Genomic DNA, 14723 nt, shown 5'->3' with positions numbered 1-14723 from the left:
CAGTTGAATTTGAGGCGGCTACCCCGCCCCGATCTCCACCACGATCCTGCCCGTGGTCACCTGCTCGCCCTCGGCGACGTCGATCGCCGCGATGACGCCGTCGATGCCAGCCTTGTGGACGTGCTCCATCTTCATCGCTTCCAGCGTCATGACCGGCTGGCCCGCGGTCACGCGGTCGCCGGGCTTGACGAGGACAGCGACGACGCGGCCGTTCATGGCGGCACGCACCTTTCCGTCGCCACCATTGGCAGCCGCCGCCTTTGGCGGGGCAAGCGTGAGGTCGGTTGCCGCGAGCGGCAGGCCGCGATGCTGGACGTAGAGCCGGTCGCCGTCGCGATAGAATTTTGCAGTGTCCATCACGCCGTCGTGGCGGAAGCGGATGGTGTCCGGATCGAGCTGGCCGATCTCGAATGTGTGCGTCTGTTCGCCAATCGCGACGACATAGCTGCCGTCGCGTTCGCGCGTCACTTCCAGCTCGTGCGCCTTGCCATCGATTTCGATCTGCACCGGCAGCGGGAAGGTCGCCGCCAGGCTCCGCCCGCTGCGCCACGACGGAGCATTGGGATTGGTGACATAGAGCAGGAGGCCCGCAAGCGCTGTGTCGGACGCACCATCCTTGCGCGGCGCCAGCAGCTCGTCGCGATGCGCACCGATGAAGGCCGTGGTCGCCTCGCCGCGCGCAAAGCCGGAATGACGCAGGCACGACATCAAGAACGCCTGGTTGGTGGTGACGCCGAAGGCCACGAGCTGCTCCAGGCCGACGATGAGCCGCCCCCGCGCTTCCTCGCGCGTGGCGCCATGGCTGATGACTTTTGCGATCATGGAATCGTAGAATGGCGGGATTTCCGACCCTGATAGCAGCGCGTGCTCGACGCGGATGTCGTTCGGCACCTGCCAGCGCGCCATGCGGCCGGATTGCGGCATGAAATCATGCGTAGCGTCTTCCGAGCAGAGCCGCACCTCGATGGCGTGGCCCGAGAAGGTGATGTCCTGCTGCTTGACGGGTAACGGTTCGCCGCGCGCGACGCGCAACTGCAGCTCGACGAGGTCGAGCCCGGTGATGGCTTCCGTCACGGGATGCTCGACCTGGAGACGCGTATTCATCTCCATGAAGTAGAACTCGCCGTGTTCGTCGAGCAAAAATTCCAGCGTGCCGGCGCCCTCATAGTGCAGTGCCTTGACGGCGGCGACTGCGACCTCGCCCATTCTCGCGCGCAGTTCCGACGTGACCGCGGGTGACGGCGCCTCCTCAATCAGCTTCTGGTGCCGGCGCTGCACCGAGCAATCGCGCTCGCCGAGATGAATGGCGTTGCCGTTGATATCGCCGAACACCTGGATCTCGATGTGGCGCGGGTTCTGGATGGCGCGTTCGAGGATGACGCTGCCATCGCCGAACGCGGCCTTGGCCTCGGAGCGCGCGCTGCGCAGCGCATCGGGAAACGACGCCGCGTCGTTCACGAGCCGCATGCCGCGGCCGCCACCGCCGGCGACGGCCTTGATCATCACGGGGAAGCCGATCTTCTTGGCCTCCGCGAGCATGACTTCGGCGCCTTGATCGGCACCCTGATAGCCGGGGACGATAGGGACGCCGGCCTTCCTCATGATCTCCTTGGCGCCGGCCTTGTTACCCATCGCCAAAATCGCCTGCGGCGACGGACCGATGAAGACGAGGCCAGCATCCTTGCAAGCCTTTGCAAACTCCTCGTTCTCGGCGAGGAAGCCGTAGCCGGGATGCACGGCATCTGCGCCGCTCGCCTTCGCCGCGTCGATGATCGCAGGAATATTGAGATAGGACTGCGCCGGCAGCGCCTCGCCAATGCGCACGGCCTGGTCGGCCTGCCGCACATGAAGCGCGTCGCGGTCGGCGTCCGAATAGACCGCGACGACGCCGAGCCCGAGCCGGCGCGCACTGCGCATCACGCGGAGCGCGATCTCGCCGCGGTTGGCGACCAAAACCTTGAAGAACGCCCGATGCTGCACTGATCCGTTCCTCATGGGCGGGCCACCGAGAATTGCATGCGCTGGGGCGCGCGGACGTCGCCTTCGCGGCAGATCGAAAGCACCTCGGCGAGGGTCGCGCGGGTGTCGCGCGGATCGATCACGCCGTCGTCGAGCACGCGCGCGCTGGTCGAGAATACGTCCATCTGGCCGTCGAACACGCCGACGATCTGCGCCTTCATGGCCTCGAGCTTCTCCTTCTCGATCGGCTTGCCGCGGCGTGCGGCGGCGGCCTCCGTCACGATCGCCATGGTCTCGGCGGCCTGCTCGCCGCCCATCACGGCGGTTTTCGCATTGGGCCAGGAGAAGCAGAAGCGTGGATGAAAGCCGCGCCCGCACATGCCGTAATTGCCAGCGCCGAAGGACGCGCCGCAATAGATCGTGATCTGCGGCACCGTCGCCGAAGTCACCGCCTGGATCATCTTTGAGCCATGCTTGATCATGCCGGCCTCTTCATAGGCTTTGCCGACCATGTAGCCCGTTGTGTTGTTGAGATAGAGGATTGGCGTGCGGGTCTGGCAGCAGGCCTGGATGAAATGCGTCGCCTTGTTGGCGCCGGCCGGATCAAGCGGGCCGTTATTGGTGATGATGCCGATCGCCTGTCCCTCGATGCGGGCATGGCCGCAGACGGTGGCGGGGCCGTAATTCGGCGCCATCTCGGTGAAATCGGAATCGTCGACGATGCGCGCGATCACCTGCTTCATGTCGACGGGACGCTTGTGGTCCATTGGCATGATGCCGAGCAACTCGTCCTGGTCGTAACGCGGCGGCTTGAACTGCGCGGCTGCCCTGCCCGGCCGGTCCCACTCCAATGCCGCCATGATCTCACGGGCGATACGCAAGCCATCACGGTCGTCCTCGGCGAGATAATCGCCGAGGCCCGAGATCGACGTATGCATCTCGGCACCGCCGAGCTCTTCTTCGGTCGCGACCTCGCCGGTGGCGGCTTTCAGCAGCGGCGGTCCGGCGAGGAAGGCGCGCGTGCGGCCGCGCACCATCACGATGTAATCGGACAGGCCGGTCTGATAGGCGCCGCCCGCGGTGGAGGAGCCGTGCGTCACCGTGACGACGGGCAGGCCCGCCGCCGACAGCCGCGCAAGATTGCGAAAGATGTTGCCGCCGCGAACGAAATCCTCGACGCGGTAGCGCAAGAGATTGGCGCCGGCGCTCTCGACCAGCTGCACGTAAGGCAGCTTGTTCTCCAGCGCGAGCTCCTGCACCCGCAGCGTCTTGTCGAGGCCGTAAGGCTGCAGCGCGCCGGCGTCGATGCCGGCGTCACTCGCGCTCACCATGCAGCGGACACCGGAGACGAAACCAATGCCGGCGACGACGCCGCCACCGGGCACGCTCTTGTTCGGATCCGGCACGTCGAACATGTAGCCGGCGAGCGTCGAGAGCTCGATAAAGGGAGCACCGGGATCGAGCACCAGCGCAACGCGTTCGCGCGGCAGGAGTTGGCCGCGCTTGTGGAAGCGATCTTTTGCGGCGGCAGATGCCGCGCGCGTGCGCTCTTCCAGCGTGCGCATCCGGTCGATCAGTCCCAGCATGCCGTCGCGGTTGGCCTGGTAGGCCGCACCGCCGGGGGAGATGGTATTTTCGATGATGGACATGAACTCAACTTGCTCCGACATTCCGGGGCGATGCGTCAGCATCGAACTACGATGCGCAATTGCGCATCGGAGAATCTCGAGATTTCAAAATGCGCGATTGCGCATTTGGGTTCACGCTTCGCGTGCCCCGGAATGAAAGGATGTGGCTACCGATTCGTCCCAAAGATCTTCCGCGCTTCTGCCGGGCTCGCGATCTCGCGGCCCGCGCGCCTTGCGCAGGCGGCGACGGCTTCGATGAGCTGGCCGTTCGAGGTCACCTTCCTGCCGTCGGCGAGATAGAAAGTGTCCTCCAGCCCGGTGCGCAGGTGGCCGCCGAGATCGGCGCAGCGCTGATGCAGCGGCCAGATTTCTTCGCGCCCGATCGCGGTGACCTGAAAATGCGCCTCGGGGCGCTTCAGCTTGATCAGGATCGGCAATAGCTCGGGATCAGACGGCATGCCGGAGGCGACGCCCATGACGAAGTTGTATTCCAGCGGCCCCTTGTACATGCCGACCTGGGTGTACATGCCGACGCAGCGGACGATGCCGACGTCAAAGCATTCGAACTCGGGAATGGTGCCGACCGCGTTCATGACGTCGAGATAGTCCTTCACCTTCTCGACCGCGTTGTCGAACATCATCGGCGGCCAGGCCCATGTGTTGTCGGCCTTGACCTTCAGATAGTTCAGCGAGCCGGCGTTGCAGGCCGCGATCTCCGGCCTGGTCTCGCGGATGCAATCCAGCGCGCCAGAGTAGTTCGGACCTGAGACACCCGAGGTGTGGTTGATGATCACGCCGGGGCAGGCTTCGCGGATCGCCTGCTGGATCTCCTTGCTGACGCTGACCTCCCAGGACGGCAGGTGTCCCTTGTTCGGCGCCTGCTGGCGCAGATGGATGTGCATGATGCTAGCGCCGGCGTCGAACGCGGCCCTGGCCTCACGCGCCATCTGTTCCGGCGTGACCGGCACGTTGTGCTGCTTGGGATCGGTGAGCACGCCGTTCAGCGCGCAGGTGATGACGGCCTTGTCGCTCATGCCTTGGACATCTCGCAGGTTGAGAATTCAACGCTGCGATCATGTGACGCGCGACATGCGGCTTCTTGCGCGGAGAAGCTAGTGGCGCGGCCGTAGGGTGGGTTAGCCGAAGGCGTAACCCACCTCTTTACTCTCCGCGTTGAGAGAAGTGGTGGGTTACGCCCTACGATCCCAGTTAGCTTGCTTCCGCAAGCTCCTTCACCGTCGTTTCGCCACTGCGATAGATCGCAAGGTCGCGCGAGCCGACGAAGATCGCGCGCGGCTTCAAGCCGTAGAAGCGGCGGATCGAGTGGCTGAAATGGGTGGAATCGGGATAGCCGATGTCCTGCGCGAGATGGGCGAGGTTGAGGTCCTGATTGGCGAAGTGCAGCAGATGGCGCGCACGCTTCCAGGCCCGGAATGAGCGGAAGGAGATGCCGGTCTCCTCCTTGAACAGATGCAGGAAGCGCGAGGCCGAGAGGCCGGCTTCCGCAGCGCAACTATCGGCCGTCACCGGCTCACCTGAGAAGCGACCGATGCGCGCGACGGCCCGCGTCACGCGCGGGTCGAGCGTGCGGCGCGGCAACGCCTCGCCAAAGCACATCTCGTCAAACTCGGCATTGCCAATGTTGCCATAGCGGCGCTGGCGCAGCAGCTCATAGGCGGCAAGGATCTTTCGGGCGTGGAACGCCTTGTCCGGTCCGGTCAGCCGTTCGGCGAGCGCCTCCAGCGTTCCATCGGGCATGCTTTCCGGCTCGAGCGTCACGCTGACGACGGTGCGATAGTCGCTGGTGATGGTGTGCCGCTGGTTCGGCAGGGTGACGAGGATGTCGCCGTGGCTCTCGCCATCATCGGTGGTCAGATGCAGGCCGCCCTTCAGCGCCACATAGACGTGGCACGAGCCGGGGCAGCGCTGGCGCGGGCGGCCTAGCAGGCCGGCGTAGAACACGCGCTCGGGTGTAATCAGCATCAGATGGTCGGATTCGCGACCCTTATCTTCCATGGCGGTCCTCCTCGCGCGGCTCTTCAGGCCGCTGCGGACGGGGGCCACCTTAGCGGAAATTCAGGCGCTGTCACGAAGGGATAGCGCTGTCATGACCACACGATTCATCGTTCCGGGGCGGTCCTAAGGACCGAACCCGGAACCTGGAGATTGCGGCGCGAGATTCCGGGTTCGCGCTACGCGCGCCCCGGAATGACGGCGCTAACCTACGCCCTCACCCTCGGCGCCACGTTTTGGTCCACTCCGGCCCTACGTTCCGCGGCGACCGCGCGCTTAAAGCCGTCGCGCTGTTGGAGGCGTGCCCAATAGGCTGCGACATTTGGCCCAAAGTCCTTGGCGAGGCCGATATTTTCCGCGAGGCGGAGTGCGTAGCCGATCACGATGTCGGCGGCGGTGAAACGACCGGCGCACAATGTTTCGGCATTCGCAGTCGCTGCCTCGACGGCGCGCAGGCGTCCCAGGAACCATTTTGCATAGTCACCGGCGACCTGCGGATTGCGCCGCTCCTCCGGCTCGAGCTGGGTGTAGCGGAGCACCAGGGTTTGCGGGAAGGTCAATGTGGCATCGCTGAAATACATCCAGTTCAGGAACGTGCCATAAGCGGGATCCTCGACGTCCACCATCAGCGGCGTCGGCGCGTATTTGGTACCGAGATAGTGGCAGATGCCAGATGACTCCGTCATCCTGGTCTCGCCATCGATCATAAAGGGAATGGTGCCGAGCGGATTGATCGCGAGATACTCCTTGGCGAACACCCGCGGCGGGAACGGCAGCATCTTCAACTCATACGGCAGCCCCATCTCCTCCAGCATCCAGAGCGGGCGGAAGGAGCGTGCACCGTCGCAATGATAGAGCGTGATCATCAAGAATTTCCTTTGCTGCCGGGCAGCGTTCCCATCATCTTGCAGAGGACCATCAGCATGACCTCATCCGCGCCGCCGCCGATCGAGGTCAGGCGGCTGTCGCGATAGGCACGGCTGACCGGCGTCTCGTTGGTAAAGCCCATGCCGCCCCAATATTGCAAGCAGGCATCAGTGAGCTCGCGCCCCAGCCGGCCGGCTTTGAGCTTGGCCATGGTCGCAAGCCGCGTCACATCCTCGCCGGCAACCAACTGTTCGGCGGCACGATAGATCAGCGCGCGCAGCAGCTCGACCTCGGTCTGCATCTCCGCCAGCTTGAAGTGTACGACCTGGTTGTCGAGGATGCTCTGGCCAAAGGCCTTGCGGTTGCGGGTGTATTCGATGGTCTCATTGATGATGTATTCGTGCGCCTTGAGGCAGGCGGCCGCGCCCCAGAGCCGCTCCTCCTGGAACTGGATCATCTGGTAGGTGAAGCCCTTGCCCTCCTCGCCGATCCGGTTGCGCTTGGGCACGCGGACATTGTCGAAGAAGATCTGTGCGGTGTCGGACGAGCGCATGCCCATCTTGTCGAGCTTGCGCGCGACCGTGACGCCCCTGCTCTTCATGGGCACGCAGATCAGCGACTTGTTGCGGTGAACGGGCCCGTCGCCGGTGTTGGCGAGCAGGCAGATCCAGTCGGCCTGCGTGCCGTTGGTGATCCACATCTTGCCGCCATTGATGACGTAATCGTCGCCATCAGAACGCGCATTGGTCTTGATCGAAGCAACGTCCGAGCCCGCGCCGGGCTCGGAGACGCCGATGCAGGCGACGAAATCGCCGGCGATGGAGGGGCTAAGAAATTCGCGCCGCACCTCGTCCGACCCGAAGCGCGCCAGCGCCGGCGTCGCCATGTCGGTCTGCACCCCGATCGCCATCGGCACGCCGCCGCAGGTGATGGCGCCCAGCTCCTCCGCCATCATCAGTGCGTAGGAATAATCGAGGCCGGAGCCGCCGAACTCGACCGGCTTGTTCAGGCCGAGGAAGCCGAGGCTGCCCATCTTCTTGAACAGCTCATGCGCCGGAAAAATGTCGGCCTTCTCCCATTCATCGACATGAGGATTGATCTCGCCCGCGATGAACTTTTGCAAGGAGCGGCGGATGTCGTCGTGGTCGGCGGTAAAGAGCATTTCCTTCCCTTCGTCATTCCGGGGCGCGCGTAGCGCGAACCCGGAATCCAGAGATGAGTCCTACAATATCGAGATTCCGGGTTCGCGCGCTTTGCGCGCGCCCCGGAATGACACCCTGGTCACAACCCCATCTGCCGCGACGCCAGATCCTTCATGATCTCCTCGGTGCCGCCGCCGATGGCGTTGACCTTGACTTCGCGGTAGATGCGCTCGGCCTTGATGCCGCGCATGAAGCCGGCGCCGCCGAAGATCTGCACCGCTTCCGAGGCGCAGAATGCCATGGTCTGCGTCGCCTGGTTCTTCATCATGCAGATTTCGGCGACCGGGCTTTCGCCCTGCTCCAGCCGCCAGGCCAGCATCTCCAACATCGCCTGCGAAGCCGCGACCTTCTGGGCCATGTCGACGATCTTGTGCCTGATGACCTGATGCTGCGCGAGCGGCTTGCCAAAAGTCTTGCGCTCCCTGGCATAGGCGATGGCCTCATCGACGCAGACGCGCGCAAAGCCGGTGCAGCCCGCGGCCATGCCCATGCGCTCGCTGTTGAAGTTTTGCATGATGATCTTGAAACCCTGGCCTTCCTCGCCGATCCGGTTCTCGGCCGGCACGCGGCATTCGTCAAAGTGAAGTGTCGCGGTGTCGGAGGCCCACCAACCCATCTTCTTCAATTTGGTGCGCGACAGTCCGGGCGTATTGCCCTCGATCAGGAGCAGGCTGACGCCGCCAGCGCCCTCGCCTCCGGTACGCACGGCAACAGTCAGATAGTCGGCACGCATTCCTGAGGTGATGAAGGTCTTCTCACCGCTCACGACGTAGTGATCGCCGTCGCGGCGCGCCTTGGTGCGGAGGTTCGCGACATCGGAGCCGCCGCTCGGCTCGGTGATCGCGAGCGCAGAGATTTTTTCGCCGGCGAGAACCTGCGGCAACACTCTTGCCTTCACATCAGGCCGCGCCGCGCGCGCGATCGGCGGCGAGCCGATGGTGTGGCTCATCAGGCTGGCGCTGACGCCGCCGGCACCGGCCCGCGCCAGCTCCTGGCTGGCCACGATCTTCATGAACTGGTCGGCGGCGATCCCACCGTATTCCTCGGGGAATCCCAGCCCCAAAAGTCCGATCTCCGCCGCCTTGCGATAGAGCGCGCGCGGGAATTCGCCGGCCTCGTCCCATTCATGGGCGAACGGCTCGATCTCCTTCTCGACAAAGCGGCGCATCATTTCGCGAAACGCGTCGTGCTCGGCGGTATAGAACGGGCTCTTCATCGCTGTTGCTTTCGCTTCTCGGCGATTCTTCGTGAGGCACCATGGCCGGAACGGAGCGCATCCACTTGCGTGGAGTGGCTGACCGGAGCTCTGCGCGTCGATCAAGCCACGCTCCAGCAACTCAACGCAAGACAGTTTTCGCAGCGCCACGCCCAACTCGCGGATAAAAAAGAACCTAACGCAATGACTTCCGGCCGGCCCCTCGGGGCCGGCCCAACATCTTGCCAGGCGTTGAAATTCAGGCGGCCCAAGACCGCGCGTGGAGGACAGATTGCCCGTTCGCTACTACGACTGGATCGCCCATCACAGCCGCCGCACACCTGACAAGACCGCGGTCCTCGACCTCGCAAGCGGACGCCGCTTCACCTATTTTGAGTTCAACGATCGCATCGCACGTCTCGCGACGCATCTGCGCGATGCCCTAAAGGTCTCGCGCGGCGATCGCGTCGCAGTGCTCGCGCTCAACACGACCGATACGCTGGAGGTGCAGTTCGCCTGCGGACGGCTCGGCGCCGTCTTCCTGCCGCTGAACACCCGTCTCACGGTGCCCGAGTTGCAGTTCATCGCGAGCGACGCCTCGCCCAAGGTGATGATTTACGACACCGATCTCGCCGAGACGGCGCTTAGCGTCGCAACGCTCTGCAACGTCGCCTCCGCGCTGCTGCTCGGCCCCGGTGGCTCCTATGAGGCCGGCATCGCTGCGGGGAAGCCGCTCGCGCGCGCCGAGGACGTCACGCTCGATGACATCTCGACCATCATGTACACGTCGGGTACCACGGGTCATCCCAAGGGAGCGATCATCACCCATGGCATGACGTTCTGGAACTGCGTCAATCTCGGCGGCCCGGCCTATATCAATCCGTCTACCGTGCTGCTGACCGTGCTGCCGCTGTTCCACACCGGCGGGCTCAACTGCTACACCAACCCCGCGCTTCATGCCGGCGGCACCGTGCTGATCATGCGTGCTTTCGATCCCGGACAGACGCTGCAACTGATTGGCGATCCCGCGCAAGGCATCAACGTGTTCTTCGGCGTGCCCGCGATCTACCAGTTCATGGCGCAGCATCCGGCCTTTGCGACCACCGATCTCAGCCGGCTCATCATTGGCGGCGTCGGCGGCGCGCCGATGCCGGTGCCGATGCTGAAAGCCTGGGAAGCGCGCGGCGTCGCACTCCAGCAGGGTTACGGCATGACCGAGACCTCGCCATCCGTGCTGGTGCTCGATCGCGAGGATGCGGCGCGCAAGGCCGGCTCGGCCGGCAAGCCGGTGCTTCATACGGAAGTGCGAATCGTCCGTCCCGATGGCAGCGACGCCGACATCGGCGAGCTCGGCGAGCTCTGGGTTCGGGGCCCGAACGTCACGCCCGGCTACTGGAACAGGCCGGAAGCCAACAAATCATCCTTCACCGATGGCTGGCTGCACACGGGCGACGCCACCCGCGTCGACGAACAGGGTTTTTACTACATCGTCGACCGCTGGAAGGACATGTACATCTCCGGCGGCGAGAACGTGTACCCGGCCGAGGTCGAGAACGTCCTGCATCAGCTCGGCGCCATTGCGGAGGCCGCGGTGATCGGCATTCCCGACGCGCAATGGGGCGAGGTCGGCATGGCCATCGTCGCAGTCAAGCCCGGCCAAAAGCTGAGCGAGACCGACGTCATGACGCACTGCGCGGCCAATCTCGCGCGCTTCAAATGCCCGCGCCAGGTCCGCTTCGTCGACGCGCTGCCGCGCAATGCCACCGGCAAGATCCACAAGCCGACCCTGCGCAAGGAATTTTCCGTGACGTCCGAAGTGGACAAGGCAAAGGCCACGGACGCCTGAGCGCCGCGGCCGCAAAGCCGCGCGCCATTGCTTTCTTTCGTGCCTGCCCAACCCAGAAGAAACCAAGGAATACTCATGAACAACAAGAAACTGTCCCTATTTGCCGCAGCAACCGCTTTTTCGTTGCTCGCAATCCAAGCCGCTTACGCGCAGAAGAAATACGACACCGGCGTTACCGACACCGAGATCAGAATAGGAAATGTCGAGGCCTATTCCGGTCCGGCCTCGGCCTACGGCATCATCGGCAAGACCGAGGAAGCCTATTTCAAGATGATCAACGACCAGGGCGGCATCAACGGCCGCAAGATCAACTGGATCTCCTATGACGATGGCTATTCCCCGCCCAAGACGGTTGAGCAGATCCGCAAGCTGATCGAGAGCGACGAGGTGTTCTTGGTGTTCAACGCGCTGGGGACGCCGACCCAGACCGCCGTGCAAAAGTATCACAACGCCAAGAAGGTGCCGCAGCTCTTCCTCGCCACCGGCGCCAGCAAGTGGAACGATCCAAAAGCCTTCCCCTGGACCATGGGCTTTCAGCCGAGCTACCGGGTCGAGGCGCGGATCTTTGCAAAGTACATCTTGCAGGCCAAGCCTGACGCGAAGGTCGCGGTGTTCTACGCCAATGACGATTTCGGCAAGGACTACCTCGTAGGCCTGAAGGATGTTTTCGGCGAGAAGGCGTCCTCGATCATCGTCGCCGAGGAGAGCTACGAGACCAGCGAGCCCTCGATCGATTCCCACATCGTCAAGCTGAAGGGCACCGGCGCCAACGTTTTCGTCAACATCTCGACACCGAAATTCGCGGCGCAAGCGATCAAGAAGATCGCCGAGCTCGAATGGAAGCCAATGCATATCATGACGGACGTCTCGATCTCGATCGGCGCCGTCATGAAGCCAGCGGGGCTGGATGCCTCCGAGGGCGTGCTATCGGCGGGCTATCTGAAAGACGCCTCCGACCCGCAGTGGAAGGACGACGAGGGCATGAAGAAGTTCATGACTTTCGTCGACAAGTACATGCCCGGCGCCAACATCACCGATACCAATTTGGTCTACGGTTACGCCGCTGCGCAAACCATGGTACAGGTGCTGAAGCAGTGCGGGGACGACCTGACCCGGGACAATGTGATGAAGCAGGCCGCAAGCCTCAAAGGCTTTTCGGCCGATACCCTGATTCCGGGGATCACGATCACAACCGGGGCAAACGACTTCGCGCCGATCGAACAGCTCAAGATGATGCGGTTCAAGGGCGGTCAGTGGGAGCTGTTCGGTGACATCATCAGCGCGGAGACCGGCGGCTAGCTCCCATACGCACGGCATCGAGGAGCCGCCCCTGGCAGGGACGGCTCCCGATACACAGGGAATGACGGCCGAAAGGCCGTTTTTCCTTCTTCATATCCGCAAGACCGCGGGCGTCTCGCTGCGCGGGCTGCTGGCCAACCGCTTTTCCGCGGACCGAATCCTCTATCAGGCTCATTCCCTGAGCGGCCCGCAGCAACCCGGCGGCGCGCTGTTTGTGACCGGCCATGTCGGCTTCGACTATGCCGGGACTTTCCCGACCCATCCGACCATCTTCACCGTTTTGCGCGAGCCGATGTCGCGCTGCATCTCCGCCTATGATTTCTTCCAGAGTCACAGCGAGCCCTTCTTCCGTACGCTCGCGACGGAGCTCAGCGCCGACGAATACGCGGCTCGGCGCCGGTTTCAGGAGCGTGCGCGTGCCCTCGGCCCGGCGCGCTTTCTCGCCGAAGAGGAAGCGCTCGCGCGGTACTGGCTCGCCAACGTCCAAACGCGACAATTGGCAGGCAGCCCGTTGTCTGGCCTTCGCGATGATGACCCGCGCCTGCTGGGCGCCGCATTGAACAATCTCGCGCGCATCGATCTCACCGGCATTTTGGAACGGCAAGCCGATACGCTGAAACTGCTCGGACGGATGATGGGCTGGGGACCGCTCGGTCCCCTGCCCCATCTCAACCGCACACCGCGATCAAGCCAACCCGAACTTGACCCAGGATCGCTCCGGATCCTTCGTTCCTGGAATGAACTCGACCTGCGGCTCTACGAGGAGGCATGTCGGCTGTTCGAGCAAAGACTTGCGGCGTTGCCGTCAGGTGAAGATGCGGCAGAGCTGGCGACCCCGATCGGGGCTGACGGCTTTACGCCCGATCAGCCCCTGCATGGCGTGGGCTGGCACGAACGGGAGCATCATGAAGGCCGCTGGCTGTGCTGGAATTCCGCGCCATCAGCCACGCTGAACCTGCGCGCGGCAACGATGCCGCGGCAATTCCAATGTCTGCTGTCGCACGTGTTCAACGAGCACACGCTCAATACGCTCGAGATCAAGCTCAACGAGCGACCACTGGTGTTGCGCAAGCGCGCAGCCGAGGGCGGTATTCTCGTCGAGAGCGACATTCCCGAAGGCGCCTGGGCGGACAGCCTGCCCCGCGCTATCCTGACGTTCCAATGTCCGGTCATGGGAAGCCCGCACGATCTCGATACCACTTCGCCTGATGTCCGCCAGCTCGGCTTCGCGATCGCGCGGCTGCAACTCGACTAATCGTCAACCGGCGCCCGACGTGACGTCGATGGCCGCAACCGGCAAGCCGAGACGACGTTCATCCCCGACGGCTTCGAAGCGCGGACAAGTCCAGGCGAGGATGAACGTGGCCGATGACGGCCGATCGAGGCTCACCTCGAAGGCACCGCCACGCGCCATGATCGACGCATCCGCGATGCGCGCGCCGTCGAGATGAAAGCGGACCCCGATCCGATCCACCGGCCCGCGTACGTCGAGGCATTCGATTCGAACCACATTGCGGCCGGGCTGTGCGCAGATCCGGACCGCAGCCTCCGGCTCGCTCCAGCGAAAGCTGCGACCCTGCCAGGCTTCCAGGCCGTGAAAGCCGGCCTGGGCGAGCACCCGTTCGCCGAGGCGCGGCAAGGCACCTCGGTCTTTCGAACGAACACCATGAATGCAGTCGAGGCGCTGAAGATAGATCAGTGCGGCGATGTAGCGCTTCAGCTCCCGCGAAATGCGGGCACGCGAACCAACCCTCACCATGGCGGTCAGTACGCAACGCGCATGAACCGCAACCAGCCACGCCATTACACGTGCAGCACGATCACCGAACAAGGCGGGCTCGACCCAGCGCCGAAATGCGGGCCACGTCTCGCCGGACCTCTGCCGGTCTCGACGCGAAAAACCCTCGCGCAGCAGCGCCGCAAATGCAGCACGCGCAAGGCCGGAATCGAAATTATCCTGGCAGCTCCATTCGATAGGAATTTCCAGAAGCTCGCTACCGGGACCGCGTCGACCCTCACTGAAATACCGGATCTCGCCTTGCACGAAGTCAAGCGTGAACCTCTTGAGATCACCGAGCTTGCCGACATAGTAGTGGTGGAATCGCGCGGCCTCGAGATAACCGATGGCGTGGCCGCGCGCATGATAGGCCGCCGCGAGCACCCACTCGGCGAAATGGCCGAGCTCCTCGCGCAAGCCACCGCATTCTTCGTAGACGTCGCGCCGGGTCACAAAACATTGGTCGAGCACCTTGCGCCAAGGATGCACCTTCATACCGAACTCGATATCGGCCTGGTACATCTGCGCCTCCGCCTCCGACAGGCGGTTGTGACAGATCGGGACGGACTTGCAGGAAAATCCGGACCATTCCGGGTGCGCTGCGATGGCCTTGATGCAGAGTTCGATCACGTCAGGCTCAGGCCAGCAGTGCGACTCCGTGAAGAACAGGTACTGGCCGCGCGCCTTGGTTGCGCCGAAGGCGCAGAGCCCGATGTCGTGTGATGATTCCGTGAACTCGAGACGCGCGCCGTCGCCGGCCAGCGCCTTCAGCTCCCCGCGCGCAGAGAAGTCCGGCGGCACGACCAGGATGATCTCGTACAGAGACCGGTCGACGGTTTGCGACTTCCAGCCGAGCCAGGACTGCTCCCATTGCCCGCGATGATATTCGAGCGGGATGATGACGGAAAACAGCGGCGGTTGCACGTCCAACATGCGA

At 63.7% G+C, this 14723-nt stretch carries 11 protein-coding genes; 3 read left to right on the top strand and 8 right to left on the bottom strand.

Annotated features, from left to right (window positions below; translation table 11 throughout):
• Positions 1-18: 18 nt before the first annotated feature.
• The 7 genes from KUF59_RS03160 to KUF59_RS03130 all read right to left on the bottom strand — a co-directional run bounded on the left by KUF59_RS03160 (position 19) and on the right by KUF59_RS03130 (position 8885).
• Positions 19-1995: an acetyl-CoA carboxylase biotin carboxylase subunit gene (locus KUF59_RS03160; protein ID WP_212460722.1), complete on the bottom strand. Its 1977-nt coding sequence runs from the start codon at positions 1993-1995 to the stop codon at positions 19-21.
• The gene (locus KUF59_RS03155; protein WP_212460723.1) at positions 1992-3608 is read right to left on the bottom strand and encodes an acyl-CoA carboxylase subunit beta; all 1617 of its coding nucleotides are present in this window, start codon (positions 3606-3608) and stop codon (positions 1992-1994) included. Before KUF59_RS03155 ends, KUF59_RS03160 begins: the two co-directional genes overlap by 4 nt.
• Positions 3609-3754: 146 nt before the next feature.
• Positions 3755-4621, bottom strand: a complete 867-nt coding sequence (locus KUF59_RS03150; RefSeq protein ID WP_212460724.1) for a beta-keto acid cleavage family enzyme — start codon at positions 4619-4621, stop codon at positions 3755-3757.
• Positions 4622-4796: 175 nt separating this feature from the next.
• Positions 4797-5603 carry an AraC family transcriptional regulator gene (locus KUF59_RS03145; RefSeq protein WP_212460725.1) on the bottom strand — a complete coding sequence of 269 codons (807 nt, stop codon included), beginning with the start codon at positions 5601-5603 and terminating at the stop codon, positions 4797-4799.
• 206 nt (positions 5604-5809) lie between these two features.
• Positions 5810-6466: a glutathione S-transferase family protein gene (locus KUF59_RS03140; RefSeq protein WP_212460726.1), complete on the bottom strand. Its 657-nt coding sequence runs from the start codon at positions 6464-6466 to the stop codon at positions 5810-5812.
• The gene (locus KUF59_RS03135; RefSeq protein ID WP_212460727.1) at positions 6466-7629 is read right to left on the bottom strand and encodes an acyl-CoA dehydrogenase family protein; all 1164 of its coding nucleotides are present in this window, start codon (positions 7627-7629) and stop codon (positions 6466-6468) included. Before KUF59_RS03135 ends, KUF59_RS03140 begins: the two co-directional genes overlap by 1 nt.
• A 119-nt stretch (positions 7630-7748) precedes the next feature.
• Positions 7749-8885, bottom strand: a complete 1137-nt coding sequence (locus tag KUF59_RS03130; protein WP_212460728.1) for an acyl-CoA dehydrogenase family protein — start codon at positions 8883-8885, stop codon at positions 7749-7751.
• 271 nt (positions 8886-9156) lie between these two features.
• Here KUF59_RS03130 and KUF59_RS03125 point away from each other — a divergent pair, with 271 nt between their 5' ends.
• The 3 genes from KUF59_RS03125 (at position 9157) to KUF59_RS03115 (ending at position 13264) form a co-directional block, all read left to right on the top strand.
• Positions 9157-10710 (top strand): acyl-CoA synthetase, encoded by a 1554-nt coding sequence (locus tag KUF59_RS03125; RefSeq protein ID WP_212460729.1) that lies wholly within the window; start codon positions 9157-9159, stop codon positions 10708-10710.
• Positions 10711-10785: 75 nt separating this feature from the next.
• Positions 10786-12009, top strand: coding sequence for an ABC transporter substrate-binding protein (locus KUF59_RS03120; protein ID WP_212460730.1), 1224 nt, complete (start codon positions 10786-10788; stop codon positions 12007-12009).
• A gap of 61 nt (positions 12010-12070) precedes the next feature.
• Positions 12071-13264, top strand: coding sequence for a sulfotransferase family protein (locus KUF59_RS03115; RefSeq protein ID WP_212460731.1), 1194 nt, complete (start codon positions 12071-12073; stop codon positions 13262-13264).
• A 3-nt stretch (positions 13265-13267) separates the two neighbouring features.
• Here KUF59_RS03115 and KUF59_RS03110 read toward each other — a convergent pair whose 3' ends face one another.
• On the bottom strand, positions 13268-14719 hold the full coding sequence (locus KUF59_RS03110; protein WP_212460732.1) for a glycosyltransferase family 2 protein: 1452 nt from the start codon (positions 14717-14719) through the stop codon (positions 13268-13270).
• Between the last annotated feature and the right edge of the window lie 4 nt (positions 14720-14723).

This window comes from Bradyrhizobium arachidis (assembly GCF_024758505.1).
In the GTDB taxonomy this organism is placed as follows: Bacteria; Pseudomonadota; Alphaproteobacteria; order Rhizobiales; family Xanthobacteraceae; genus Bradyrhizobium; species Bradyrhizobium manausense_C.
Note: the sequence above shows the minus strand (reverse complement) of the source record. Positions and strands in the feature narration are given on the sequence as shown.